We start from the raw sequence: 25,765 nt of genomic DNA, 5'->3' as shown, positions 1-25,765 counted from the left end.
GAACCACGAGCAAGGCCGACCACACCCCCCCCCCCCCCCCCCCGCGTTCCGGTCATCAGGCCACGGGCAGCAGCGGCCGCAGGGGTTCGCCGTCGGCCTGCGCCGCCAGGCGGCGGGCGTCGCTCAGCGGCAGGTCGATGTCGAGGGTCCAGCCGTGCTCGTCATGCGCCTCGGCACGGATGGCGTCGATCTCGTGCAGGTGCGCGCGCAAGCGGCCGGCACCCGGCGGCAGGCGCACTTCGCCGTGCAGCCTGCGCAGGCCCAGGCGGCGGCCCAGCGCCGCGCGCAGCAGGTCCATGCCCTCGTGGTCGCGGGCTGAAATCCATACCCGCTCGCGGACCGCGGCCTCATCGATGTGGTCGCCGGCGTGTGGCTGGTCGTGGCGCGCGGGCACGCCAAGGCGGTCGATCTTGTTGTAGACCAGCAGCTGCGGGATGTCGCCGGCACCGATCTCCGCCAGGACGTCGTCCACCTGGGCCACGCGCTCTTCGCGCAGGGGATCGGACGCGTCGATCAGATGCACCAGCAGGTCGGCCTCGCGGGCCTCGCTCAGGGTCGAACGGAAGGCTGCCACCAGCTCATGCGGCAGGTCGCGGACGAAGCCCACGGTGTCGGCCAGCACCACGTGCCCGCCCGGCAGGGTGATCTTGCGCACCGTCGGGTCCAGGGTCGCGAACAGCTGGTCGGCGGCGTAGGCGTCGGCGCCGGTCAGGGCGTTGAACAGCGTCGACTTGCCGGCGTTGGTGTAGCCGACCAGGGCGACGCGCGGCAGCTCGCTGCGCACGCGGGACCGGCGCATCTGCGTGCGCTGCACCTCGACCTTGGCCAGGCGTGCCTGCAGCTGCTCAACGCGCTTCTGCAGCAGCCGGCGGTCGGTCTCGAGCTGGGTTTCGCCGGGGCCGCGCAGGCCGATGGCACCGCCGCGCTGGCTGTCCAGGTGGCTCCAGCCGCGCACCAGGCGCGTGGCCATGTGCCGCAGCTGGGCGAGCTCGACCTGCAGCTTGCCTTCGTGGCTGCGCGCGCGCTGGGCGAAGATGTCGAGGATCAAGCCGGTGCGATCGACCACGCGCCGCTCGAGGAATTTCTCCAGGTTCCGCTCCTGGCCCGGGCTCAGCGGGTGGTTCACCAGCACCAGGTCGGCGCCGGTGGCCTCGGCCGCGGCCTTGATCTCGTCGAGCTTCCCGCTGCCAAGCAGCGTGGCGGGATTGGGGCGGGCCATGCGCGCCGGCATGACGTGAACGACGGTGGCGCCGGCCGAGCGCGCCAGCTCGGCGAACTCCTCCAGCGCACCTTCGTCGGGCGGTCCCCCGGAGTGCGGCTGCACCAGGAGGGCGTGCTCGCCCCCGCGGGAGCGCTCGAAAAGCTCAGTGGGCATTCGGTCGTCGGCTGTATGTCATGGCCCCTGACATGGGGCCGGATGGCGACGACGCAAGGATCATTCGGCCTCGTCGGCCCCATGGTCCACGGTGTCGGCGTCATCGGCCGCCTGCACCACGCCGCCGCCCGGGCCCACGCGCACATTGCGCGCCGGCACCACGGTGGAGATCGCGTGCTTGTAGACCATCTGGCTGACGGTATTGCGCAGCAGCACCACGAATTGATCGAACGATTCGATCGTCCCCTGCAATTTGATGCCGTTGACCAGATACACGGAAACCGGCACCCGCTCACGGCGCAGGGCGTTCAGGAAAGGATCCTGCAAGGACTGTCCCTTGGACATTCGGTGTTCCCCAGCTGTTTTATTGTTGTTATGGAATGGCGGAGATGCCGCGTCGCCCAACCGCTCCCCGGCGGCGACGCGCCGATCTTATACGACCCGGGGCCCCTTGGCCGGCGCCTGCAGGCGATGGCGTGACGAAGGGCGCGCAAAAGGCGCAGGAAACGCATTCATCCGAGGAATTCGCCGAGCGCGCGCCAGAGGCGGTCGCCGTCGGTCGCGGGGTCGAACCAGCGCGCGTCGAGCTCGCCGCGCAGCCAGGTCATCTGCCGCTTGGCCAGCTGACGGGTGGCGGCGATCGCGCGCTCCCGGAACGCTTCGCCACTGGTCGCGCCGTCCAGATGCTCCCACGCCTGCCGGTAGCCCACCGCGCGCAGCGCCGGCAGGTCCAGCGGCGCAGCATGATCGCGCAGCTGCGGCAGCGCACGCAGGGCGTTGACCTCGTCCAGGAAGCCGGCCCGGAGCATGGCATCGAAGCGTCCCGCGATGCGCCCGTGCAGCACCGCGCGGTCGCGCGGTGAAAGCACCAGTTTGAGCACCCGGTACGGCAGCCGCGGCGGCGCGGGATCGGCGCTCCATTCGCTGATCCCGCGGCCCGTCAGGCGATGGACCTCCAGCGCGCGCTGGATCCGCTGCGCGTCGGTGGCGTGGATGCGTCGCGCGGCCGCCGGATCAACCTGCGCAAGCTCGGCGTGCAGCGCTGCCCAGCCGCGCGCGCGCGCCTCGCCGGCCAGCTGCGAACGCAGCGCGGCATCGGCCGAAGGCATTGCCGACAGGCCCCGCAGCAGGGCGCGGAAGTACAGCCCGGTGCCGCCGGCCAGGATCGGCAGCCGGCCGCGCGCGGTGATGGCGTCGATCGCGGCGCGGGCATCGGCGGCGAACCCGGCCGCCGAATACGGCTGCCACGGGTCGCGGATGTCGAGCAGATGGTGCGCAACGCCTGCCCGCTCCTGCAGCGTGGGCTTGGCGGCGCCGATGTCCAGGCCGCGGTAGACCAGCGCCGAATCGACGCTGACGATCTCCCCGCGCAGGCGCTGCGCGCAGTCGATCGCAAACGCGGTCTTGCCCGACGCGGTCGGGCCCATCAGGGCGATGACGGGCGGGCGGGTGTCGATCATGCGCGGATTATCCCGCACCGCGCGGAGCGGGAGCGGGCCGCCCGGCCACGGCCGCGCCGGTCTTCCGGTGTCAGTAGCCGGTTTCGCGCAGCGACGCGCGCACTTCTTCGTGGGTGCCGCGAATGTCCCGCGCCGGCTCGCGCCCCAGCAGGCTGACCGCGATGATGGCAACGGTTGCCACAAGGAAGCCGGGCACGATCTCGTACAGCTGGAAGTCCATGCGCTCGACCGCGATCTGCTTCCAGGCGATCACCACGATCGCGCCGCTCACCATGCCGGCCAGCGCACCGTCGCGCGTCATCCGGTCCCAGAACAGCGACAGCACCAGCACCGGTCCGAACGCGGCGCCGAAGCCCGCCCAGGCGTACGACACCAGGCCCAGCACGCGGCTTTCCGGATCGCGCGCCAGCCACAGCGCGACCAGCGCGACCAGGAGCACGCTTGCGCGCCCGACCCACACCAGTTCGCGCTGGCTGGCCTGCTTGCGCAGGAAACCGCGGTAGAAATCCTCCGACAGCACGCTGGAGCACACCAGCAGCTGGCTCGACAGCGTGCTCATCACCGCGGCCAGGATCGCCGACAGGATGATGCCGGCGATCCAGGGATTGAACAGCAGCTCAACGGCGGCGATGAACACACGCTCGGGATTGGCGTCCACGGGGCCGGCCGCCTCGGGATTGAGCGAGAAGAAAGCGATGCCGAAGAAGCCGACCATCAGCGAGCCGATCATGCACAGGATCATCCACGCCATGCCGATCTTCCGCGCCTTCGGGATCGACTGCACGCTTTCGGCGGCCATGAAGCGCGCCAGGATGTGTGGCTGGCCGAAATAGCCCAGGCCCCATGCGATCGCCGATACGATCGCCAGGACTCCTCCCGCGCCGACCCACTCCAGGCGTGCGGGATCGACCTCGCCGATCAGCTCCATGCTGCCGTCCAGGCCGCCGTTGGCCACCAGCACCAGCACCGGCGTGAGCACCAGCGCGAACAGCATCAGCCAGCCCTGGGCGACGTCGGTCCAGCTCACCGCCAGGAAGCCGCCGACCAGGGTGTAGAGGATGGTCACCGCCGCGCCCCACCAGATCGCCTGCGCATACGGCAGCCCGAACACGCTCTCGAACAGCCGCGCGCCTGCGACCACGCCCGAGGCGCAGTACACCGCGAAGAACACCAGGATGATCACCGCGGCCAGCACCCGCAGCGAGCGGTTGCGGTCGTGGAAGCGGTTGGTGAGGTAGTCGGGCAGGGTCAGCGCGTTGCCCGTGCGCTCGGTGTACACGCGCAGCGGCCCGGCGATGAAGCGCCAGTTGAGCCAGGCGCCCAGGGTCAAGCCGATCGCGATCCAGGCTTCGGCCAGGCCGCTGGCATACAGCGCGCCCGGCAGGCCCATCATCAGCCAGCCGCTCATGTCCGAGGCGCCGGCCGACAGCGCGGTCACGATCGGGCCGAGCTTGCGGCCGCCGAGGATGTAGTCGTCGAAGTTCTTGGTCCGGCGCCAGGCGTAGAAGCCGATCAGCACCATGCCGGCGAGATAGACAAGAAAGGTGACGATGAGCGGCGTGCTGGTCTGGAGCATGGGCGCAGGAATCCCCGGTCAGTGCCACCGCCCCACCGGCGCCAGCGGGGCACAGCCTAACGCAGGCATTCCGCGATAAACACCGCAGTGGCGGCCACCATGGCCTGGCCGGATCGCGTGGCGTCCGCGACCAGGACACCCGGGCTCAGGCGTCGTCGGGCCAGGAAATCGCGGGCGCCGGCGTCGCGGCGCGCGGCGCCGGCACCGCAGCTACCGCCGCCCACACCTTCAGCGCATCGACGGTGGCGGCGACGTCGTGCACGCGCAGCAGCATCGCACCGCGCTGGGCGGCGATGAGGTGCGCGGCCACCGAGCCGTGCACGCGCTGGCGCGGCTCGTCGCGCCCGGTGAGCTCGCCAATGCTGCGCTTGCGCGACAGACCGGCGAGCATCGGCACGCCCAGTTCGACGAAGCGTTCGAAGCGCGCCAGCAGGGCGATGTTGTGCGCGGTGGTCTTGCCGAAGCCGAAGCCGGGGTCGGCCACGATGCGCTTGCGCGGGACGCCGGCCATCTCGGCGGCAAAGATGCGCTCGGCGAGGAAACGATGCACCTCGGCGACCACGTCGTCGTACTCCGGCGCCTCCTGCATCGAACGCGGCTCGCCGAGCATGTGCATCAGCACCACCGGCACGCCTAGCGCGGCCGCGGCATCGAGCGCGCCCTCGGCGCGCAGCGCGCGGATGTCGTTGATCATGCCGGCGCCGGCTTCGACCGCGACCCGCATCACCTCCGGGCGCCAGGTGTCGATGCTGATCGGCAGCGGGGTCTCGCGTGACAGGCGCTCGATCACCGGCACCACGCGGCGGATTTCCTCCTCCCCACCGATGCTTTCGGATCCGGGGCGGGTGGATTCGCCGCCGACGTCGAGGATGTCGGCGCCCTCGGCCGCAAGCTGCAGGCCGTGCGCGACCGCGGCTTCGAGGTCGAAATGGTCGCCGCCGTCGGAGAACGAATCCGGGGTGACGTTGACGATGCCCATCACCCGCGGGCGGTCGAGGCGCAGCGGGCGGCCGCCGCAGTCGAGTGTGGGAACGGTGTCGAACATGGGCGGACTCCGGCGGGCAGAGCCCGATTATCACCCGTCGCAAACAATGAAGCCGCCCCCTTCGCGGGAGCGGCTCGCTTCGTGGGAGCGGCCATAGCCACTCCCGCAAGAAAACAAAGGGGCGGTCGCCCGCCCCTTTTTGCTTCAGGCCTGGGGCGCGGGATCGGTGATCGGCGGCATCGGGCGCTTGCTGCCGGCGTCGTCGTCGTCGCCCTTGGGCTCGGGCCTGGTCCAGCCGATCGGCGGCGGCGGGTCGCGGCCTTCCATGATCGCGTCGATCTGCGGCACGTCGATGGTCTCGTACTCGAGCAGCAGCTTGGCCATCGTGTGCAGCTTGTCCAGGTTCTCGGTGAGGATGGTCCTGGCGCGGTTGTAGGCGTTGTCGAGGATCTCGCGCACCTCCTCGTCGATCCTGCGCGCGGTCTCGTCGGACACGCTCTTGTGCTGCGTGACCGAGCGGCCGAGGAACACCTCGTCCTCTTCCTCGCCATAGGCGATCGGACCGAGTTCGGTCGACAGGCCCCACTTGGTGACCATGCTGCGGGCCATCTTGGTGGCGCGCTCGATGTCGTTGGAGGCGCCGGTGGTGACCTTGTCGGTGCCGAAGATCAGCTCTTCCGCCACGCGGCCGCCGTACAGCGTGGCCAGGCGGCTGTGCAGGCTTTCGCGGGTGGAGCTGTAGCGGTCGCCCTCGGGCAGGAACTGGGTCACGCCCAGCGCGCGGCCGCGCGGGATGATCGTGACCTTGTAAACCGGGTCATGATCCGGCACCAGGCGGCCGATGATGGCGTGGCCGGCCTCGTGGTAGGCGGTATTGGTCTTTTCTTCCTCGCTCATGGCCATCGAGCGGCGCTCGGCGCCCATCAGGATCTTGTCGCGCGCCTTGTCGAAGTGGTCCATGCGGACGTCCTTCGCGTTCTCGCGCGCGGCGAACAGCGCGGCTTCGTTCACCAGGTTGGCAAGGTCGGCGCCGGAGAAGCCCGGGGTACCGCGTGCCACCACCATGGCGTTGACGTCGTCAGCGCGCGGCACCTTGCGCATGTGCACCTGCAGGATCTGCTCGCGGCCCTTGACGTCGGGCAGGCCCACCACGACCTGGCGGTCGAAGCGGCCCGGGCGCAGCAGCGCCGGGTCCAGCACGTCGGGACGGTTGGTGGCGGCAACCACGATCACGCCCTCGCCGCCCTCGAAGCCGTCCATCTCGACCAGCAGCTGGTTGAGGGTCTGCTCGCGTTCGTCGTGACCACCACCCAGGCCGGCGCCGCGGTGGCGGCCCACGGCGTCGATCTCGTCGATGAAGATGATGCACGGCGCGTGCTTCTTGGCCTGCTCGAACATGTCGCGCACGCGCGACGCGCCGACGCCGACGAACATCTCGACGAAGTCGGAGCCCGAGATCGAGAAGAACGGCACCTTGGCCTCGCCGGCGATCGCCTTGGCCAGCAGCGTCTTGCCGGTGCCGGGCGGGCCGACCATCAGCACGCCGCGCGGGATCTTGCCGCCAAGCTTCTGGAAGCGCGAGGGATCGCGCAGGAACTCGACCAGCTCCGACACTTCTTCCTTGGCCTCGTCGCAGCCGGCGACGTCGGCGAAAGTGACCTTGACCTGGTCGTCGTTGAGCAGCTTGGCGCGCGAGCGGCCGAAGGACATCGCGCCCTTGCTGCCACCCTGCTGCATCTGACGCATCATGAAGAACCAGAAGCCGATGATCAGCAGCACCGGCAGGAAGTTGAGCAGCAGCGACCACAGCGTGATGCCCGATTCCGGTGGCGCCTGCTTGATCTCCACGTTGTGGTTGATCAGGTCGTCGACCAGGCGCTCGTCGCGGCGCGGCGCGGTGGTGATGCCGGCGCTGCCGTCCTTGCGCTGGAACTGGATCGAGCGCTCGTCGCTGGCGATGTCCACGGCCTTGATGCGGTCGTTGCGGACATCGGTCATGAACTGCGAGTACATGACGTCCTGGCTGGTCGCCACCTTGGGGCTGAAGCTGTTGAAGACCACCATCAGCACGACGGCGACCACTACCCACAGCATCAGATTCTTCACCAGGTCATTCATTCAACTCTGCTCCGCGGCAATGCCGCCATATTACTTGGGGTGGGCCAACTTGCCCTGCGCCAGCGCATAGACTTCCGGCGAACGCTGGCGCGAGGCCGCCGGCTTGCGGATCACGACCTTGGCGTAGCGCCGCCGCAGCTCGCGCACGTAGTCGTCGAATCCAACACCATGGAACAGCTTGATCAGGAATGCGCCGTCCGGCCGCAGGTGCCGGTCGGCGAAATCCATCGCAAGCTCGGCCAGGTACATGGCCCGCGGCTGGTCGACAGCATTCACACCACTCTTGTTGGGGGCCATGTCGGACAACACAAGGTCGACCGACGCGCCGTCCAGCTGCGATTCCAGCTGCGAGAGCACCACGTCTTCACGGAAATCGCCATGGATGAACTCGACGCCGGCCAGCGGCGGCATGTCCAGGATGTCCAGCGCGATCACCCGGCCACTGCCGCCCAGGGCCTGGCGGACCCACTGCGACCAGCCCCCGGGGGCGGCGCCGAGGTCGACCACGGTCATGCCGGGCCTGAGCAGGCGGTCGCGGTCGACCAGCTCTTCAAGCTTGTAGGCCGCCCGCGAACGCATGCCTTCGGCCTGCGCCTTCTTAACGAAGGGGTCGGCGAAGTGCTCCTGGAGCCAGCGCTGGCTGCTTCTGCTGCGGGTGGCCATTCGCTTCGTGGGGGCGCATGCGGGCCGCCATGATACCCTGCGTGCCCTTCCGAACATGACCGCCACCCCCATGACCGTCGACCTTACTTCCGCCCAGATCCGCTTCCTGCGCGGCCAGGCCCACGGACTCAAGGCGATGCTGCAGCTGGGGGGCAAGGGCCTGACCGACTCGGTGGTCGCCGAGGTTGCCGGCGCGCTGGAACACCACGAGCTGATCAAGGTGAAGGTGGCCGCCGCCGACCGCGAGGAGCGCGACGCGCTGATCGACGCCCTGGCCGCGCGTGCCGGCGCCACGCTGGTGCAGCGCATCGGCCACGTGGCGGTGCTGTACCGGGCCAACAGCGAGAAGCGCCAGATCGTGCTGCCGCGGGCCTGACGACCGCTTCGCCATGGATCTCGTCCAGGAACGCCCCGATTACGACTACGTGCTGCGCGCCGCCAACGGCCGCTCGGCGCTGGTCAACGACCGCCAGCTGCAGGCCAGCTTCATCCTGGCCCCGGACCACCTGATCGAGGACTGGGCGGCCACCGCGGTTGCCGCACTCACGCCGGAAGACCTCGAGCCGCTGCTCGCGCTTGAGCCCGAAGTGCTGGTGATCGGCACCGGCGACAGCCAGGGATTCCCGCCCCCGCGCACCCTGGCGGCGTGCCTGGCCCGCGGCGTCGGCCTGGAGGCGATGAACAACGCCGCCGCCGCGCGCACCTTCAACGTGCTGGCCAGCGAGGGCCGGCGCGTGGTGGCGGGATTCATCCTCTCCGGCGACTGAGCCGGGACATGCGGGCGGCGCAGGCGCGAGCCTGGCGGTGGTCGCAGCGATAGCTGCTCCTACAGGTGGTCTGCGGCGGCTCGGGTATGGCGCTCAGCGCTGCGGCAGGTAGCGCAGCGGGTCGACCGGCTTGCCGTTGTAGCGGATCTCGAAGTGCAGCATGTCGCGGTCGGCGCCGGTGCGGCCCATTTCCGCGATCTGCTGCCCCGCTTTCACGCGATCGCCCTCGCCCACCAGGCGCTTGCGGTTGTGGCCATAGGCCGACAGCCACTGCTCGTCGTGCTTGATGATGATCAGCTCGCCATAGCCGACCAGGCCCGAACCCGAATACACGATCACGCCATCGCCGGCCGCGCGCACCGCGTGCCCGGCCGAGCCGGCCACGCCGATGCCCTGCCGGGTGGGATCGCCTTCGGTGAAGCGGCTGACCAGTTGGCCCTCGGCCGGCCAGCGCCAGGCCACGGCGCTCCTGAGCGGTGCGGCACCGGTGGGCTGCGGCGGTGCCTGCGTGGGCTGCACGGTCCTGCCGCGGCTGTCGGTGACCGGGCGCGAGGTGCCGCTCGCCCGACCCCTGGCGGCTGTGGACGTGCGCGTGCCCGCGGAGGGGTACAGGCGCAGGGTCTGCCCCGGATAGATGGTGTACGGCGCCGCGATGCCGTTCCACATCGCCAGGTCCAGCGCGCTGATGCCGTTGTTGGTGGCCAGGCGATAGAGGTTGTCGCCCCGGCGCACGGTGACCGTCTGGCCCGGCCTGGGCGTGGAGCTGCGCGTGCCGGCGCTGCCGCCCTCGCGGACCACCTTGCTCGTGCCGCAGCCGGAAAGCGCCAGCAGCGCGGCGATGGCGGGAACCAGGGCGATGCGGGCGAGTCGACGTATCGGGGGCATGCGCGGGGGAAGCTCCGGGTTGGGCGTGGCGGTGCGGGTCAACCGGCGAAACGCTGCCACATGTGCTGCAGGGCGAATCCACCGCCACCGATCAGCACGCTGAAGTAGACCACCGTACCGATGGTGGCGAGATGGCCGAGAAGCACCGCGCCGCCATCACGCTGGATGAAGCCGACAGCGTAAAGCAGCAGTGCGATCGCCGGGATGGTGTTGCTGAACGGGACGAATCCGAACGGCGCCATCAGCAGCAGCGCGGCGAAGATGAAGGCCAGGTTGTTGAACAGCTGCTGCGCACGTCCGTCGACCACGCCGGCCATGCGGTGCGGGCGGCTGATGCGTTCAAGCCGGCGCACCCAGGACATGCCGCCGGTGAGCGCGGGGCGCAGGCGGTCGGCGGGAAGCGAGCGCTCGGCCAGCTTGCGCGGCACCCACAGCGGGCGACCGGACAGGCGGCTGAGGCCGACCAGCAGGATCGCAGCGCCGAACACCGTGCTCACGCCGGGAATCGACACCGGGATCAGGAACACCAGGGTCAAGAGGATCGACAGCACCAGCAGGCCCTCGTCGCCGATCACGGCAAGCAGCTCGCCCAGGGTCATCGAACCGCTGGGCAGCCTGGCGATGATCCCTTCGAGCTGGGTGCGGAGGGATCCGTCGCCGGCGCTGTCGCCGGCGGGGTCAGGCGCGCGCCTGGAATCCTGCGTCGGATCAACCATGCGGGTCAGTCCACCAGGCCGGACAGCAGCGGCACGAAGGCGACGCTCGCCAGCGTGTCCTGGGTGATGCGGCCATCGGCATCCTTGCGCAGGCGCAGCAGCGACTGCGCGCCGCCGGCGCCGACCGGCGCCACCAGCACGCCACCGGGCGCGAGCTGCGCGGTCAGCGCATCGACCAGGGCCGGCGCGCCGGCGGTGACCAGGATGCCGTCGAACGGCGCCTCCTCCGGCCAGCCGACGCGGCCATCATCATGCTTGCTGCGCACGTTCAGGCCCAGCGAGCGGAAGCGCTTGCGTGCCACCCGCAGCAGGTCGCCGATGCGCTCCACGGTGTAGACCTTCAGGCCGAGCGCGCCGAGGATCGCGGCCTGGTAGCCCGAGCCGGTGCCGACTTCGAGCACACGCTCGGGATGCGCACCGTCGGCGAACAGCGCTTCGGTCATCCGTGCCACCACCCAGGGCTGGGAGATGGTCTGGCCGTGGCCGATCGGAAGCGCGGTGTCTTCGTAGGCGCGGGTGGCCAGCGCCTCGTCGATGAACAGGTGGCGCGGCACGGTGCGGATGGCGTTGAGCACCCGCTCGTCGGCGATGCCGTTGTCGCGCAGGCGCTCGATCAGGCGGTCGCGCACGCGCTGGGACGTCATGCCCATGCCCAGCGCTTCGGGCTGCAGGCGCAGCCGCGGGGTCACGCCCCGGCTCCGTTGCCCAGGGCCTGTTCCAGCCCGCCGACCCACGCGGCCACCTGCTCCAGCGCCTGGTAGCGGGTCAGGTCGACCTGGATCGGGCTGATCGCGATGTGCTTCGTGCGCACGGCGTGGAAGTCGGTGCCGGGACCGGAGTCCTGCTCCTTGCCGGCGCCGCCGATCCACCAGAAATGGCGGCCGCGCGGGTCCTGCGCCGGGATGCAGGCTTCGGCGCGATGGCGGTTGCCCAGGCGCGTGACTTCGAAGCCCTCGATCTCCGCCCAGGGCAGGTCGGGCACGTTGACGTTGAGGATGGTGTCGGCCGGCAGCGGGTCGGCCTTGAGCCGCGCCACGATCTCGACCGCGGCGCGCGCCGCGGTCTCGTAGTGCCGGCCGGGCTTGCCGCCGGTGACCAGCGACACCGCCACCGCGGGCAGGCCGAGGAAGCGGCCTTCCATCGCCGCGGCCACGGTGCCGGAATAGATGACGTCATCGCCCAGGTTGGCGGTGTCGTTGATGCCCGAGACCACGATGTCGGGCTCGTCCTCGAGCATGCCGGTGATCGCCACGTGCACGCAGTCGGTCGGCGTGCCGTGGATGCGCCAGGTGGACGCGTCCAGCTGCACGGCCTGCAGCGGCAGGTCCAGGGTCAGCGAATTGCTGGCGCCCGAGCGGTCGCGGTCGGGGGCGACGACGGTGACATCGTGTCCGGCGGCGCGCAGGCCTGCGGCGAGGGCGCGGATGCCGGGGGCGTCGACGCCGTCGTCATTGCTAACGAGGATTTTCATTGCCTTCATGATAGCGGAAGGCGACGCGGCCGGTCCCGCGCGCTAGGCTTGCGCGATGGCGCGAACCGACGAAAAACACGACGACGATGACGACGCGGCGCTGTTCCGCGCCGCCGTCGGTCCGGTGCGCGAACTGCCCGCCACGCCGGCGCCGCCCGAACGCCCGCGACCGCGCCCGAGGGCACGCATGCGCGAGCGTGACGAAGCCCAGGCGCGCGAGGAGTTCCGCCTTGGCCGCGGGGACGCGTTCTCGATCGAGCGCGGCGACGTACTCTCGCACCGGCGCGAACAGATTCCCGCACGCACGCTCAAGCGCCTGTCACAGGGGCTCTATGCCGCCCAGGACGAACTGGACCTGCACCATGCCGATGCCGCGACCGCCGAGGTCCTGCTGCGCCGCTTCATCCTCGAAGCGCGCGACGCCGGCCACGGCTGCGTGCGCGTGGTCCATGGCAAGGGCATCAACTCCGACGACAGCCTGCCGGTGCTGAAAAACGTGGTCGATCGCATCCTGCGCCAGCGCGCCGACGTACTGGCCTTCCATTCCGCGCCCGCCGCCCAGGGCGGGACCGGCGCGGTGCTGGTGCTGCTGGACCGGCGCTGACTACTCGTCGCTGGCGGCTACCAGTCGGACCGGCGGCTGGACCCAGTGCACTTCCACTCCGCGGCTGAGCGCCCTGCGCTCGACCCGGGAGATGTATTCCAAATCGGTGATGTACCTCGCCTGGTTGTCGGGCTGCACGGCCTGCCGCGAGGCCATGCCGTCGGTGGTGGCGCAGCCTGCCGGCAGCGAGGTCGCGCCCGCGAAAAGGAGCGTTCGAAGAATCGCCTTCATGGTCGTCTCCGGTCACTGCGCGCCGCGAAGGCGGCGCACGATCACGGTCTATACCCGTCCGTGGCTCGCCACCAGTGCCCACGCGCGCTTTCCGACGGATGGCGCTCAGTCGGCACCGGCGTGGCCACCGGCGTCGACGACGTCGCCCAGCTCAGCCAGCACCGAGGTGGCATAGGTCCCGGGCGGCAGCGCGAAGGAAAGTTCCAGCGCGCCATCGTCCAGCCAGCACCAGGCCAGGCCGTCGGGACGCAGGCGGGTCGCGCGGCGCTCCTGCTTCAGGCCCGCGGCTTCAAGGCCGGCGCGGAGCGCAAGGCTGTCATCGTCGGCGAGCGCAGCCAGCTCGAGCGCACGCGCATCGCCGGTACTGCGCAGCTCGCCGCGCCCCCAGAGCGGCGCGCCCGGGTGGATGTCGAAGGCCGCCAGCCGTTCCGCCAACGCATCGCTGAAGGGTTCCGGCCCGAACACGCTGCGGCTGCCATCAAGCATCCAGGCCTCGCCTTCAAGGCCGCGGTCCCAGCTGTCATCGGCCACGCGCGCGGCCAGCACCCGGTTGAACAGCGCCGAGCGCGCCGCCGACAGCAGCATCGCGCGCTCGTCGCGGCGCACGCGCTGGCCGGCGAACATGCGCCGCGCCTTGTCGACGTTGGCGCCGCCGCGCCCGAAGCGCTGCACGCCGAAATAGTTGGGCACGCCACGCGCAACGATGGCCTGCAGGCGCGCATCGACCGCCGCGGCGTCGCCCTCCAGCTCGCGCAGCACCAGCACGAAGCGGTTGCCCGCAAGCGCACCGCGCGGCAGCTTGCGCGCGTGCCGGGCGTGGTCGAGCACGTGCAACGACTGCCCGGTGACGGGATCGTCGCGCTCGAGCGCGGCGACGTCGGGCGTCGCGCGTCCCGGCAGGTGCACGCTGAATCGCTGGCGGGTGAGCGCGTGACGATCCTTGAGCCCGGCGTAGCTGACCGCGCGTTCGTCCACGCCCGCCCACTCCGCCAGCAGGCGGCCGACGAACGCGGTGTTCATGCCGCGCTTGGCGATCGTCAGCAGCAGGTGCTCACCGGTACCGCTGGCTTCAAAGCCATCGAGTTCGGTGACGTCGAAATCCTCGGCGGCAACGCGGATCCGCGCGGCAAGCACCGGTGCGCCGTGGGCGCGGGGCATCGGCATGGTCACCGACGCACGCCGGTGCCCGGCTCCGGGTCCGGATGCATCGCCTCAGCCCGCCACGAGCAGGCACACCGCCTGCGCCGCGATCCCTTCCTCGCGCCCGACGAAACCCAGGCGCTCGCTGGTGGTGGCCTTGACGCTGACCGCATCGAGCGCGACGCCGAGGTCGGCGGCGATCACCTCACGCATCGCCTGCGCGTGCGGGCCGATCTTCGGCCGCTCGCAGATCACCGTGGCATCGACATTGCCGATCTTCCAGCCGCGCTCCCCGGCCAGGACCACGCAGTGGCGCAGCAGCGCGCGGCTGTCGGCGCCCTTCCAGCGATCATCCGAGGGCGGGAAATGCACGCCGATGTCGCCCAGCGCCAACGCGCCGAGGATGGCGTCGCACAGCGCATGCAGGATCACGTCGCCGTCGCTGTGCGCGACAAGTCCGCGCCCGTGGGGCACGCGCACGCCGCCGAGCATGACGTGGTCGCCCTCGCCGAATGCGTGGACGTCGTAGCCGTTACCGATGCGGATGGTCATGCGTCCTCCCCCGTCGCGCGACGCGCGAGCAGGAATTCGAAATAGGCCAGGTCGGCCGGGGTGGTCACCTTGATGTTGTCCTGGGCGCCCTCGACCAGCAGCGGGCGCGCACCCTGGCGCTCCATGGCCATGGCCTCGTCGGTGACTTCGACACCTTCGGCGGCAGCGGCTTCCAGTGCGCGGCCGAGCTGAAGTCGGCGGAACAGCTGCGGAGTCAGCGCGCGCCACAGGCGCTCGCGCGGCTCGGTACCGTCGATGCCGCCATCGTCACCTGCGCGCTTGAGGGTGTCGCGCACCGGAGTGGCGAGGATGGCGCCCACCAGATCTTCCCGACCGCGCTCGAGCAGTGCCGCGAGATCGGCCGGACGCAGGTTGGGACGCGCGGCGTCATGCACCAGTACGAAGCCGTCCGGACGCACGTCGCCGGGCAGCGCGGCCAGGCCCGCAAGCACGGATTCCGCGCGCGTATCGCCGCCGGTACAGGCAATGACGGGACGGCCACTGCCATCGTTCCAGCCCTGCCAGCGAGTGTCACCGGGCGCCAGCACCACGACTGCGCCCTCCACTCCGGGATGGGCGAACAGCGCGCGCAGGCTGTGCGCGAGCAGCGGCTCGCCCGCGACCTCGAGGTACTGCTTGGGCACCTCGCCGCCGAAGCGGGCGCCACGACCCGCGGCTGGAACCACGACCCAGGTCACCGCGCGCCCCTCTCGTTGCCGGGAACGGTCCAGCTCACGGCGTCTCGCCCTCTGTGTCCGCCGTCGTCGCCGCCGGCTGCGCGTGATCGACCACGCGATAGAAGGTCTCGCCCGGCCTGATCATTCCCAGCTCCGCACGCGCGCGCTCTTCGATCGCGGCCTCGCCCGACTTGAGGTCGGCGACCTCGGCGGCGAGCGCGGCGTTGCGGTCGCGCAGGCCGTCGTTCTGCCGCGCCTGCTGCTCGACCCGGGCCTGCAGGTCGGCAACCTCCTGGTTGCCGCCGCTGCCAAACCACAGCCGGTACTGCAGCCACGCCAGCAGCGCGACCAGCACCACCAGCACGATCCGCAGCGTGCGCATGGCGGTCGCGTCAGCGCTTCAGCGAAACGAAGGCGTCGCGGCCGGCGAAGCGCGCCTTCGCGCCCAGCGACTCTTCGATGCGCAGCAGCTGGTTGTACTTCGCCACGCGGTCGCTGCGGCACAGCGAGCCGGTCTTGATCTGCGTCGCCGTGGTCGCGACAGCAATGTCGGCGATGGTGGTGTCCTCGGTCTCGCCCGAGCGGTGCGAAACCACCGCGGCGTAGCCGGCGGCGTCGGCCATGGCGATCGCTTCCAGGGTCTCGGTGAGCGTGCCGATCTGGTTGACCTTGATCAGGATCGCGTTGGCGGTGCCGCTGTCGATGCCCTCGCGGAAGATCGCCGGATTGGTCACGAACAGGTCGTCGCCGACCAGCTGCACGCGATCGCCCAGGCGCTGCGTCAGCAGCTTCCAGCTGTCCCAGTCGGCCTCGGCCATGCCGTCCTCGACGGTGATGATCGGGTACTGGTCGCACCAGGAGGCGAGGAAATCGGTGAACTGCTCGCCGGTCAGGCGCTTGCCCTCGCCCACCAGGTGGTATTTGCCGTTGTCGTAGAACTCGCTGGAAGCGACGTCCAGGCCCAGCAGCACGTCGTCACCGGCGCGATAGCCGGCCTTGCCGATGGCTTCGAGGATGGTGTCGAGCGCTTCGACATTGCTGCGCAGGTCGGGGGCGAAGCCGCCTTCATCACCGACGGCAGTCGACAGGCCGTGACCCTTCAGCACCGACTTCAGCGCGTGGAAGATCTCGGTGCCGGCGCGCAGGCTCTCGGAGAACGAGTCGAAGCCCACCGGCAGCACCATGAATTCCTGCAGGTCGACGTTGTTGTCGGCGTGCGCGCCGCCGTTGATGATGTTCATCATCGGCACCGGCAGCACCGGGGCGCGGTCGCCGGCCAGCAGCTGCCACAGCGGGATGCGGCGGGACGCCGCTACCGCGTGCGCCGCGGCCATGGACACACCCAGCAGCGCATTCGCGCCCAGGCGGCCTTTGTTGTCGGTGCCGTCAAGATCGATCAGGCGCTTGTCGAGGCCGGCCTGGTCGGCGGCGTCGAAGTCCTTGAGCGCGTCGGCAATGGTCCCGTTGACGTTGGCCACCGCCTGCATCACGCCCTTGCCCAGGTAGCGCGTCTTGTCGCCATCGCGCAGCTCCACGGCTTCGCGGGCACCGGTCGAGGCACCCGAGGGCACCATCGCGCGGCCGAACGCGCCATCGGCGAGGGTCACCTCGGCTTCAAGCGTGGGATTGCCGCGGCTGTCGAGGATTTCACGGGCGTGGATCCTGGAGATATTGGTCATGGGCTCGCTGTGTCGCTTTGTGTGTGTGGGTATGGGATTGCGGGAAGAGCTTTTTGCCGCGGATTCACGCGGATGGCCAAAAATCAGACTTCACTCTCGAGAAAGCCTCCACGCTTGGCCACGGCGTCGAGTTCCAGCATGGTTTCCAGCAGCGCGCGCATCTTGTCCAGCGGCCAGGCGTTGGGGCCGTCGCTGAGCGCCTTGGCGGGATCGGGGTGGGTTTCCATGAAGACGCCGGAGACGCCGACAGCGATCGCGGCGCGGGCAAGGACCGGCACGAACTCGCGCTGGCCGCCGCTGGAAGTGCCCTGGCCGCCCGGCAGCTGCACCGAATGGGTGGCGTCGAAGACCACGGGGCAGCCGGTGTCGCGCATCACCGCAAGCGAGCGCATGTCCGAGACCAGGTTGTTGTAGCCGAAGCTGGCGCCGCGCTCGCAGACCATGATCTGGTCATTGCCGGTCGACTTCGCCTTCTCCACCACCGGCTTCATGTCCCAGGGCGAGAGGAACTGCCCTTTCTTGATGTTCACCGGCTTGCCCGCGGCGCAGACTTTGGTGATGAAGTCGGTCTGGCGCACCAGGAAGGCCGGCGTCTGCAGTACGTCCACCACGCTCGCGACCTCGTCCATCGGCGTGTACTCGTGCACGTCGGTCAGCACCGGCACGCCGATCTGCCGCTTCACCTCGCCCAGCACGCGCAGGCCCTCCTCCATGCCCGGCCCGCGGAACGCGGTTCCCGAGGTGCGGTTGGCCTTGTCGAAGCTGGACTTGAAGATGAAGTTGATGCCGAGCGCCGAAGTGATCTCCTTCAGCTGCCCCGCCACATCAAGCTGCAGCTGCTCGCTCTCGATCACGCAGGGCCCGGCGATCAGGAAAAACGGCTGGTCGAGGCCGACCTTGAATCCACAGAGGTTCATAGAAGAGCCCTTTTTTGCCACGGATTTGCTCATGCCGTTGCTTCTTTCAGCAGCTTCCCACCCGCCTTGCGCTCGCGCGCGGCGCGGACGAAGCCGATGAACAGCGGGTGGCCGCCGCGGGGGGTGGACAGGAACTCGGGGTGCGCCTGGCAGGCGATGAACCACGGGTGGTCGGCCAGCTCGACCATCTCCACCAGCAGGTCGTCCATCGACTTGGCGCTGATCACCAGGCCCGCGTCTTCCAGTTGGGTGCGGTAGCGGTTGTTGAATTCGTAGCGATGGCGGTGGCGCTCGGCGACCACGTCCTTGCCGTACAGCGCGCGCGCCTTCGTACCCGGATTCAGTCGCTGCTCCTGCAGGCCCAGGCGCATGGTGCCGCCCAGGTCGCTGTCCTCGCCGCGGCGCTCCACTTCGCCGGTCTTGGTGCGCCATTCGGTGATCAGGCCGATCACCGGGTGCGGGGTCTGGCGGTCGTTCTCGGTGCTGTTGGCGCCGTCCAGCCCGGCCAGATGGCGTGCCACGTCGACCACGGCCGCCTGCATGCCGTAGCAGATGCCGAAGTACGGCAGGCCGGTTTCGCGCGCATGCTTCGAAGTCAGCACCTTGCCGTCGAAGCCGCGGTCGCCGAAGCCACCGGGCACCAGTACGCCATCGACGCCGGCCAGGGCGGCCGCGGCGCCGTCGCGCTCGATGTCCTGCGATTCCACCCACTTCAGGTTCACCCGGGTGCGCTGGCGGATGCCGCCGTGGCGCAGGGCCTCGGCCACCGACTTGTAGGCGTCCTTGTGGTCGACGTACTTGCCGACCACGGCGATGGTGACCTCGCCGATCGGGTTCTGGGTGGCGTCGACCACCGACGCCCATTCGGACAGGTCGGCCACCGGCGCGGCCTTGTCGGCCAGGCGCAGGCGCTCGACCACGAACGCGTCCAGGCCCTGGCTCTGCAGCCAGGCCGGGATCTTGTAGATGTTGTCGAGGTCGACGATCGAGATCACCGCCTTCTCGGACACGTTGGTGAACAGCGCGATCTTGCGGCGCTCGCTGTCGGGCAGCGGCTGCTCGCTGCGGCACAGCAGCACGTCGGGCTGGATGCCGATCGAGCGCAGCTCCTTCACCGAATGCTGGGTGGGCTTGGTCTTGAGCTCGCCGGCCGCCGCGATATACGGCACCAGCGTGAGGTGCATGAAGATGGCCTTGTCCGGGCCGCGTTCGGTGCGGATCTGGCGGATGGCTTCCAGGAACGGCAGCGATTCGATGTCGCCCACCGTGCCGCCGATCTCGACCAGGGCGACATCGAAGCCCTGGGTGGCGGTGTCGATGCAGCGCTTGATCTCGTCGGTGATGTGCGGGATCACCTGCACGGTCGCGCCAAGGTAGTCGCCGCGGCGCTCCTTGCGGATCACGCTCTCGTAGATCTTGCCGGTGGTGATCGAGTTCTTGCCCGACAGGCGGACGTTGATGAAGCGCTCGTAGTGGCCCAGGTCGAGGTCGGTCTCGGCGCCGTCGTCGGTCACGTAGACCTCGCCGTGCTGGAACGGGCTCATGGTGCCGGGGTCGACGTTGATGTAGGGGTCGAGCTTCATCATCGTCACCCGCAGGCCGCGGGCTTCGAGGATGGCCGCGAGCGAAGCCGCGGAAATGCCCTTGCCAAGCGAGGACACCACGCCGCCGGTGACGAAAATCAGGGGAGTCATGAATCAGGCTGCCGCAGGAAAGCCATAGTCTAGCGGGTGGCGGTTGCAGGGGCGACCTTGACAGCGCGCCGGGGTGTTCTGCTTCTGTGGGAGCGGCCATGGCCGCGATCGCCGCCCCCGGCTCAGCCCTGCCGCGGCCGCAGCCCCTGCATGACGCGCGAGAACAGGCCTCGGGCCCCTTCCCGGGCCGCCATCTCCCCAGTGGGGCCGGCATCGCGTGCGGTGAAGGTATCCACCACCACGGCCATGGCCTCGCGCCAGCGCGCCATCAGCGCCGGATCGGCCTCGGGATCGGTCTCTTCGACCACGTGCAACAGGCTGGCGATCCAGTCCCGGTACAGCGCCGCCGGCACCGGGCAGCGCCCGTCGCGGGCGTGGACGGCACCCATCTCCGCGATGCCGCGGTCCACCACCCGGCTGCCGCCGGCATGGAAGATGGCCATGGTGATGCCCTTGCGCAGGGCCATGCGCTGCTTGCTGAAGTCGGTGTGGGCGAACAGTGCGGGGACATCGGGATTGCTGGCCAGGAACACGTCGTAGAAACGGCCGATGAACTCCTTGTCGCGCAGGCAGCGGCCATAGCTCTGGTGCAGGTCGGCGTAGGCGTCGGTCGCGGCGGTCATGGCGGTCTCCTGGTGGGGGCGCCAATTCTCGCGCGCGACCGCGGGAGCCGGATTGACCCCCGTCAACACCTGCCTTGACCCGCCCCTGCCCCGCCGCCATTCTGGTCGGCTTCCCCCGCTCTCCGGCCTTGCCCTTTCCGCGATGAATTCACGCTACGACGCCGCCGACATCGAAGTCCTGTCCGGCCTGGACCCGGTCAAGCGCCGGCCCGGCATGTACACCGACACGACCCGGCCCAACCACCTGGCGCAGGAGGTCATCGACAACGCCGTTGACGAGGCCCTCGCCGGCCACGCGCGCGCGATCGCGGTGACCATGCACAGGGACGGCAGCTGCGAGGTCTCCGACGACGGCCGCGGCATGCCGGTGGACATCCATCCAGAGGAAAAGGTGCCGGGCGTCGAGCTGATCCTCACGCGCCTGCATGCGGGCGGCAAGTTCAGCAACCGCAACTACGCGTTTTCCGGTGGCCTGCACGGCGTGGGCGTGAGCGTGGTCAATGCGCTGTCGACCCTGGTCGAAGTCCACATCAAGCGCGATGGCAACGAGTACCTGATGTCCTTCCGCGACGGCGACCCGGTCAGCGGCCTGGACATCGTCGGCACCGTGGGCCAGCGCAACACCGGGACCAGGCTGCGTTTCTGGCCTGACCCGAAGTATTTCGATACGCCGAAATTCGGCCTGCGCGCCCTGCGCCATCTGCTGCGCGCCAAAGCGGTGCTGTGCCCGGGCCTGACCGTGACCCTGTTCGACGAGGCCAGCGGCGAGCGCGACGAGTGGCACTACGCCGACGGCCTGCGCGATTACCTGGCCGGCGAACTCACCGGCCGCGAGCCGCTGCCGCCGGAGCTGTTCCTGGGCCGCCTGAAGAAGGACACCGAGATGGTGGACTGGGCCGTGGCCTGGATCCCCGACGGCGAGCTGGTGCAGGAAAGCTACGTCAACCTGATCCCGACGCCGCAGCACGGCACCCACGTCAACGGATTGAGGTCCGGCTTCACCAACGCCCTGCGCAGGTTCTGCGAGTTCCGCAGCCTGCTGCCACGCGGGGTGAAGCTCGCGCCCGAAGACGTCTGGGACCGCGTCGCCTTCGTGCTCAGCCTGAAGATGAGCGATCCGCAGTTCAGCGGCCAGACCAAGGAGCGCCTGAGCTCGCGCCAGGCCGCGGGCTTCATCGAGGGCGCCGCCGAAGACGCGTTCACCCTCTGGCTCAACAGCCACGTCGAGCTGGGCGAAAAGATCGCCCAGCTGGCGATCGACCGCGCCAGCGCGCGGCTGAAGACCGAGAAGCAGATCGTCCGCAAGAAGGTCACCCAGGGCCCCGCGCTGCCGGGCAAGCTGGCCGACTGCATCAGCCAGGACCTGTCGCGCACCGAGCTGTTCCTGGTCGAGGGCGACTCCGCGGGCGGCAGCGCCAAGCAGGCGCGCGACAAGGATTTCCAGGCGATCCTGCCGCTGCGCGGCAAGATCCTGAACACCTGGGAGGTGGCGTCGACCAGCGTCCTGGCCAGCGAGGAAGTACACAACCTGGCCATCGCCATCGGCTGCGATCCGGGCAAGGACGACATCAGCGGGCTGCGCTACGGCAAGGTGGTGATCCTGGCAGACGCCGACTCCGACGGCCTGCACATCGCCACGCTGCTGGCGGCGCTGTTCCTGCGCCACTTCCCGGCGCTGGTGCGCGCCGGCCACATCTTCGTGGCGATGCCGCCGCTGTACCGCGTCGACATCGGCAAGCAGGTGTTCTATGCCCTCGACGAGGAGGAGAAGCGCCTGCTGCTGGAAAAGATCGAGCGCGAGGGCGCATCGAAGAAGGGTCCCAAGGGCACCGTGAACGTCACCCGCTTCAAGGGCCTGGGCGAGATGAACCCGCCGCAGCTGCGCGAGTCGACCATCCACCCCGATACCCGCCGCCTGGTGCAGCTGACCGTCGACGATGCCGAGCAGACGCGTTCGTTGATGGACATGCTGCTGGCCAAGAAGCGCGCGTCGGACCGCAAGGCCTGGCTCGAGGACAAGGGCGACTTGGCGACGCTCGAGGTCTGAGCCCGCCAGCCCTGCAGGAGCAGCTATAGCTGCGATTGCGCGCAGATGGTCGAAGCTGTGGTGGCACGGATAAGGGCTGCGGTCGCAGCCCTGGCTGCTCCTACTGGGGGAGGGCGGCTTCCAGCAGTGCGCGCAGCACCGGCTGCAGCGCGCCGGCCTTAGCCGCGTCCCACTCGAACGTGGCCTCGTCCATGTAGGCGCGCTGCGCGATCTCGAGCTGCACCGCCTCCACACCGTGTTCGGGGCGGCCGTAGTGGCGGGTGATGTGGCCACCCTTGAAGCGGCCGTTGGCGACCCAGTCGTAATCCCCCTGGCCGGTGAGCACCAGGCCCAGGCGCTCGGCCAGCTCCGGCGAGCAGCTGCTGCCGCTCGCGGTGCCGAGATTGAGGTCCGGCAGGCGCCCCGGGAACAGCCATGGCAATTCGCCGCGGATCGAGTGGCCTTCCCAGAGCACGACCGGGCCGTGTTCATCGCGCAGGCGGTCGATCTCGGCGCGCAGCGCGGCGTGGTAGGGCCGCCAGTACGCGTCGACGCGCGCGCGCACTTCGTCCGCCGTCGGCTCCCGGCCAACGCGATACACCGCGCTGCCGTCGAACTGGCGCACCGGGCACAGGCCGGTGGTGTTCTGTCCCGGATACAGCGAGGTGTCTTCCTCGCCGCGGTTGAGGTCGACGACATAGCGCGAGTGCGTGGGCACCAGGATCGACGCCCCCATGTCGCGCGCGAAGTCGTACAGGCGCGCCACGTGCCAGTCGGTGTCGGGCACCGCCCGTGCACTGTCGGTCAGGCGCTCTGCGATGCCATGCGGGACATGGGTGCCGTCGTGCGGCAGGCTGACCAGCAGCGGCGCGCTGCCTTTGTGCAGGGTGACTATCTCCATGTCGACGATCCTAACCGACGGGCCGGACGGGCGACGCGGCCTGCTCAGCGCAGCAGCACGATCTCTTCGGCGCTGGTCGGGTGGATGGCGACGGTGGCGTGGAAGTCGGCCAGCGTCGCGCCCATTTTCACCGCCACCGCGAAGCCCTGCAGGATCTCGTCTGCGGCCTCGCCGAGCAGGTGCAGGCCGACCACGCGCTTTTCTTCGCCCACGCAGACGGCCTTGAACATGCTGTGCTGCTGGACGTCGGCCAGGGCGTGCAGCATCGGTCGGAAGGTGGTCTGGTGGCAGCTGACCGCATCGCCGCCGAAGCGCTCGCGGGCCTCGGCCTCGGTCAGGCCGATCATGCCGATCGGTGGATGCGAGAACACCACGGTCGGCACGTCGGCATGGTCGACCCGCGCGTCCGGCTCGCCGCCGAACACGCGGTCCATCAGCCGCCGCGCCTCGGCGATCGCCACCGGCGTCAGCGCCAGGCGGCCGGTCACGTCGCCGACCGCGTAGACCCCGTCGGCGCCGGTGGACTGGAACCCGTCCACCCTGATGTAGCCCCGGTCGTCGGTCGCGACCCCGGCTGCATGCAGCCCCAGGTCGTCGGTGTTCGGACGACGCCCGGTGGCGAGGATGACCACGTCGAACGGCTCGCCGGCCTCGCCGCCTTCCTCGCGCAGGCGCACGCCGCCGGCCTCGCCGGCCTCCAGCGCGGCCAGTGGATAGCCCATGTGCAGGGCGACGCCCGACTGGTGCAGGTTGCCCTGCAGGCGCTCGATCACCTCGTGGTCGAAACCCTTGAGCAGGCCCTGGCCGCGCACGAACAGTTCGACGTGGCTGCCCAGCGTCTGCATCACCCCGGCCAGTTCGACGCCGACGTAGCCGCCGCCGATGATCGCCACCCGTCGCGGCGCCTCCGACAGCTTGAAGAAGCCGTCCGAATCGATGCCCAGGTCCGCGCCGGGAATGTCAGGCCGTACCGGCCGGCCGCCGGTGGCAATCACGATATGCGCCGCACGCACCCGGGTGCCCTCCGCGCATTCAACGACGCCTTCGCCGGCAAGGCGGCCGCGCGAGGGCAGCAGCACAATGCCGGCCTCGTCCAGGCGCCGGCGGTAGCTGGCGTGGATGTTGGCGATATAGCGCTGACGGCTGGCCACCAGCTTCGCCCAGTCCGGGTAGGCCGGTTCGACCGGGAAGCCCAGCGCCGAGGCCATGCCGATGCGCGCGCCGAGGTCGGCCGCCAGCCACATCGCCTTCTTCGGCACGCAGCCGACGTTGACGCAGGTGCCGCCAAGTTCGCCCGGCTCGAGCAGGGCGACGCGCGCGCCGTGGCTGGCCGCGCGAAAGGCCGCCGCCAGCCCGCCGGAACCGCCGCCGACGACGGCAAGGTCGACCTCGATGCCGCGGACCGCGCTCACCGGAACCGCGCCGGCGAATACGGCGCGGGGTCGATCCGCGGCTCGCGGCCACAGACCAGGTCGGCGACAAGTTGTCCGGTGGCGGGGCTCATGCTGACCCCGAGCATGCCATGCCCGGTCGCAATCCAGGCATGGCGGCGCCCCGGCACGCGGCCGATGATCGGCACGTCGTCGATGCTCAGCGGGCGCCAGCCGTACCACTCCTCGTGCTTCACCGGGCCCACGGGCTGGTGCAGGAACTGCGCCGCGCCGCGCTCGAGCGCATCGAGCCGCCGGCGGTTGAGATCGGTGCTGTAGCCGGAGAATTCCATGGTGCTGCCCAGCCGGTATCCGCTGCCCCAGGTGGTGACGCAGACCCCGGGTTCGTGCAGCGACAGCGCCCGTCGCGGCACCAGTGACGGGCGGTCGTAGGTGATCGAATAGCCCTTGCCGGGCTGGACCGGCAGCGCGCCCAGGCCCGCCGACCGCATCAGCGTCGGCGACCAGGCCCCGGTGGCGATGACCACGTCGCGCGCCTGCACGCGTCCACGGTTGCCATGGACGGTCACGCCGCCGGCATCCTCGTCGATGCCCTGCACCTCCCAGCCGTCCTCGACCACGCCTCCAAGCGCCCGCAGCGATTGCAGCAGGCCGTTGACATAGCGGTCCGGCCGCAGGCTGGCATCGCCGGGGAAGCGGATCACGGCGTGGATGCCAGGCTTCAGCGCCGGGTCCGAACGCTCGTAGTCGGCGCCCTCGATCACCTCGGCGCCGATGCCGACTTCGGCCAGCTGCGGGATCTCGCGCGCGGCCGCATCGAAGCCGGACGCGCTGCGGAACAGATAGTCCACGCCCTCCGCCGCGTACTCCGCACCGGGTGCATGGCGCGCCACCCAGTCGGGATAGGCGGTGATCGAGTCGTTGAGGATGGCCGCGCGCGCGACCAGCGCCGTGCGCCAGTCGCGGGCGTTGCAGCGCCTGGCAAAGCCCATCAGCCAGCGCCACAGGCCGGGGTCCAGCCGCGGTGCCACGTAGAACGGTGCATCGGGCGTCAGCATCCAGCGCAGCGCCTGCAGGATGGCGCCGGGTGCGGCCAGCGGCGCGGCGTGGCTGGGCGTCAGCGTCCCGCAGTTGCCGTGCGAACTGCCGCTGCCGACGGTCCGGGCTTCCAGCACGCGAACGCTGCGGCCGGCATCGACCAGGCACAGCGCGGTGCACAGGCCGATGACGCCGCCACCCACCACCACCACGTCAACGCGGTCGTCCATGCGGAAGTCCAGCGGGCCGGCGGCCGTCAGCCGGCCTTGCCGGCGT

At 70.0% G+C, this 25,765-nt stretch carries 26 protein-coding genes and 1 pseudogene; 4 read left to right on the top strand and 23 right to left on the bottom strand.

The window, feature by feature from the left end; translation table 11 throughout:
* Window positions 1-55: 55 nt before the first annotated feature.
* The 7 genes from hflX to rlmE form a co-directional block, all read right to left on the bottom strand.
* Window positions 56-1,375: a ribosome rescue GTPase HflX gene (gene hflX, locus WCE37_RS01770; protein WP_343277858.1), complete on the bottom strand. Its 1,320-nt coding sequence runs from the start codon at window positions 1,373-1,375 to the stop codon at window positions 56-58.
* A 60-nt stretch (window positions 1,376-1,435) separates the two neighbouring features.
* Window positions 1,436-1,720, bottom strand: a complete 285-nt coding sequence (hfq, locus tag WCE37_RS01765; RefSeq protein ID WP_343277857.1) for an RNA chaperone Hfq — start codon at window positions 1,718-1,720, stop codon at window positions 1,436-1,438.
* 167 nt (window positions 1,721-1,887) lie between these two features.
* Window positions 1,888-2,835 (bottom strand): tRNA (adenosine(37)-N6)-dimethylallyltransferase MiaA, encoded by a 948-nt coding sequence (miaA, locus tag WCE37_RS01760; RefSeq protein WP_343277856.1) that lies wholly within the window; start codon window positions 2,833-2,835, stop codon window positions 1,888-1,890.
* Window positions 2,836-2,905: 70 nt separating this feature from the next.
* Window positions 2,906-4,411 carry a sodium/proline symporter PutP gene (putP, locus tag WCE37_RS01755; protein ID WP_343277855.1) on the bottom strand — a complete coding sequence of 502 codons (1,506 nt, stop codon included), beginning with the start codon at window positions 4,409-4,411 and terminating at the stop codon, window positions 2,906-2,908.
* A gap of 145 nt (window positions 4,412-4,556) precedes the next feature.
* Window positions 4,557-5,456, bottom strand: a complete 900-nt coding sequence (gene folP / locus WCE37_RS01750) for a dihydropteroate synthase (RefSeq protein ID WP_343277854.1) — start codon at window positions 5,454-5,456, stop codon at window positions 4,557-4,559.
* A gap of 144 nt (window positions 5,457-5,600) precedes the next feature.
* Window positions 5,601-7,514, bottom strand: a complete 1,914-nt coding sequence (ftsH, locus tag WCE37_RS01745) for an ATP-dependent zinc metalloprotease FtsH (RefSeq protein WP_343277853.1) — start codon at window positions 7,512-7,514, stop codon at window positions 5,601-5,603.
* Window positions 7,515-7,544: 30 nt separating this feature from the next.
* Complete coding sequence (gene rlmE / locus WCE37_RS01740) at window positions 7,545-8,177, bottom strand: 23S rRNA (uridine(2552)-2'-O)-methyltransferase RlmE (RefSeq protein WP_343277852.1); 633 nt, start codon at window positions 8,175-8,177, stop codon at window positions 7,545-7,547.
* A 70-nt stretch (window positions 8,178-8,247) separates the two neighbouring features.
* Between rlmE and yhbY the strand changes: the two genes are divergently transcribed.
* Both yhbY and WCE37_RS01730 read left to right on the top strand, forming a co-directional pair.
* Window positions 8,248-8,553 carry a ribosome assembly RNA-binding protein YhbY gene (yhbY, locus tag WCE37_RS01735; RefSeq protein ID WP_343277870.1) on the top strand — a complete coding sequence of 102 codons (306 nt, stop codon included), beginning with the start codon at window positions 8,248-8,250 and terminating at the stop codon, window positions 8,551-8,553.
* Between the two features lie 13 nt (window positions 8,554-8,566).
* Window positions 8,567-8,944 carry an Mth938-like domain-containing protein gene (locus WCE37_RS01730; RefSeq protein WP_343277851.1) on the top strand — a complete coding sequence of 126 codons (378 nt, stop codon included), beginning with the start codon at window positions 8,567-8,569 and terminating at the stop codon, window positions 8,942-8,944.
* A 93-nt stretch (window positions 8,945-9,037) separates the two neighbouring features.
* Here WCE37_RS01730 and WCE37_RS01725 read toward each other — a convergent pair whose 3' ends face one another.
* The 4 genes from WCE37_RS01725 to surE are packed head-to-tail and all read right to left on the bottom strand — an operon-like array spanning window position 9,038 to window position 12,016.
* Window positions 9,038-9,829 carry a peptidoglycan DD-metalloendopeptidase family protein gene (locus WCE37_RS01725; RefSeq protein ID WP_343277850.1) on the bottom strand — a complete coding sequence of 264 codons (792 nt, stop codon included), beginning with the start codon at window positions 9,827-9,829 and terminating at the stop codon, window positions 9,038-9,040.
* 38 nt (window positions 9,830-9,867) lie between these two features.
* Window positions 9,868-10,545 carry an exopolysaccharide biosynthesis protein gene (locus tag WCE37_RS01720; protein WP_343277849.1) on the bottom strand — a complete coding sequence of 226 codons (678 nt, stop codon included), beginning with the start codon at window positions 10,543-10,545 and terminating at the stop codon, window positions 9,868-9,870.
* A gap of 5 nt (window positions 10,546-10,550) precedes the next feature.
* Entirely contained in the window at window positions 10,551-11,234 is a 684-nt protein-coding gene (locus WCE37_RS01715; protein ID WP_343253664.1) for a protein-L-isoaspartate(D-aspartate) O-methyltransferase, read from the bottom strand.
* Complete coding sequence (surE, locus tag WCE37_RS01710; RefSeq protein ID WP_343277848.1) at window positions 11,231-12,016, bottom strand: 5'/3'-nucleotidase SurE; 786 nt, start codon at window positions 12,014-12,016, stop codon at window positions 11,231-11,233. Before surE ends, WCE37_RS01715 begins: the two co-directional genes overlap by 4 nt.
* Before the next feature lie 55 nt (window positions 12,017-12,071).
* Between surE and WCE37_RS01705 the strand changes: the two genes are divergently transcribed.
* Window positions 12,072-12,620 (top strand): Smr/MutS family protein, encoded by a 549-nt coding sequence (locus WCE37_RS01705; RefSeq protein WP_343277847.1) that lies wholly within the window; start codon window positions 12,072-12,074, stop codon window positions 12,618-12,620.
* On the opposite strand, the gene WCE37_RS01700 is transcribed toward WCE37_RS01705, so the two are convergent.
* The 9 genes and pseudogenes from WCE37_RS01700 to WCE37_RS01660 form a co-directional block, all read right to left on the bottom strand.
* Window positions 12,621-12,851, bottom strand: a complete 231-nt coding sequence (locus WCE37_RS01700; RefSeq protein WP_343277846.1) for a hypothetical protein — start codon at window positions 12,849-12,851, stop codon at window positions 12,621-12,623.
* A gap of 105 nt (window positions 12,852-12,956) precedes the next feature.
* The gene (gene truD, locus WCE37_RS01695) at window positions 12,957-14,015 is read right to left on the bottom strand and encodes a tRNA pseudouridine(13) synthase TruD (protein WP_343277845.1); all 1,059 of its coding nucleotides are present in this window, start codon (window positions 14,013-14,015) and stop codon (window positions 12,957-12,959) included.
* 48 nt (window positions 14,016-14,063) lie between these two features.
* Window positions 14,064-14,543: a 2-C-methyl-D-erythritol 2,4-cyclodiphosphate synthase gene (ispF, locus tag WCE37_RS01690; RefSeq protein ID WP_343277844.1), complete on the bottom strand. Its 480-nt coding sequence runs from the start codon at window positions 14,541-14,543 to the stop codon at window positions 14,064-14,066.
* A complete protein-coding gene (gene ispD, locus WCE37_RS01685; protein ID WP_343277843.1) occupies window positions 14,540-15,241 on the bottom strand; it encodes a 2-C-methyl-D-erythritol 4-phosphate cytidylyltransferase in 702 nt (233 codons plus the stop codon). The genes ispF and ispD overlap by 4 nt, the downstream gene beginning before the upstream one ends.
* Before the next feature lie 64 nt (window positions 15,242-15,305).
* Window positions 15,306-15,602: pseudogene (gene ftsB / locus WCE37_RS01680) on the bottom strand (cell division protein FtsB); the annotation flags it as partial.
* A gap of 10 nt (window positions 15,603-15,612) precedes the next feature.
* Window positions 15,613-16,899 carry a phosphopyruvate hydratase gene (gene eno / locus WCE37_RS01675; protein WP_343277842.1) on the bottom strand — a complete coding sequence of 429 codons (1,287 nt, stop codon included), beginning with the start codon at window positions 16,897-16,899 and terminating at the stop codon, window positions 15,613-15,615.
* An 83-nt stretch (window positions 16,900-16,982) separates the two neighbouring features.
* Window positions 16,983-17,816 (bottom strand): 3-deoxy-8-phosphooctulonate synthase, encoded by an 834-nt coding sequence (kdsA, locus tag WCE37_RS01670; RefSeq protein WP_343277869.1) that lies wholly within the window; start codon window positions 17,814-17,816, stop codon window positions 16,983-16,985.
* 29 nt (window positions 17,817-17,845) lie between these two features.
* Window positions 17,846-19,510: a CTP synthase gene (locus tag WCE37_RS01665; RefSeq protein ID WP_343277841.1), complete on the bottom strand. Its 1,665-nt coding sequence runs from the start codon at window positions 19,508-19,510 to the stop codon at window positions 17,846-17,848.
* A 122-nt stretch (window positions 19,511-19,632) separates the two neighbouring features.
* A complete protein-coding gene (locus tag WCE37_RS01660) occupies window positions 19,633-20,133 on the bottom strand; it encodes a globin (protein ID WP_343277840.1) in 501 nt (166 codons plus the stop codon).
* Window positions 20,134-20,275: 142 nt separating this feature from the next.
* Between WCE37_RS01660 and parE the strand changes: the two genes are divergently transcribed.
* A complete protein-coding gene (parE, locus tag WCE37_RS01655) occupies window positions 20,276-22,180 on the top strand; it encodes a DNA topoisomerase IV subunit B (RefSeq protein ID WP_343277839.1) in 1,905 nt (634 codons plus the stop codon).
* A 100-nt stretch (window positions 22,181-22,280) separates the two neighbouring features.
* Here parE and hutG read toward each other — a convergent pair whose 3' ends face one another.
* The 3 genes from hutG to WCE37_RS01640 are packed head-to-tail and all read right to left on the bottom strand — an operon-like array spanning window position 22,281 to window position 25,719.
* Window positions 22,281-23,060 carry an N-formylglutamate deformylase gene (gene hutG, locus WCE37_RS01650; protein ID WP_343277838.1) on the bottom strand — a complete coding sequence of 260 codons (780 nt, stop codon included), beginning with the start codon at window positions 23,058-23,060 and terminating at the stop codon, window positions 22,281-22,283.
* A 44-nt stretch (window positions 23,061-23,104) separates the two neighbouring features.
* Window positions 23,105-24,472, bottom strand: a complete 1,368-nt coding sequence (gene gorA, locus WCE37_RS01645; protein WP_343277837.1) for a glutathione-disulfide reductase — start codon at window positions 24,470-24,472, stop codon at window positions 23,105-23,107.
* Window positions 24,469-25,719, bottom strand: coding sequence for an FAD-dependent oxidoreductase (locus WCE37_RS01640; protein WP_343277836.1), 1,251 nt, complete (start codon window positions 25,717-25,719; stop codon window positions 24,469-24,471). Before WCE37_RS01640 ends, gorA begins: the two co-directional genes overlap by 4 nt.
* Between the last annotated feature and the right edge of the window lie 46 nt (window positions 25,720-25,765).

It is taken from the genome of Luteimonas sp. MJ250 (assembly GCF_039548455.1).
Classification (GTDB): Bacteria; Pseudomonadota; Gammaproteobacteria; order Xanthomonadales; family Xanthomonadaceae; genus Luteimonas.
This window is presented reverse-complemented; position numbering and strand designations above follow the sequence as displayed.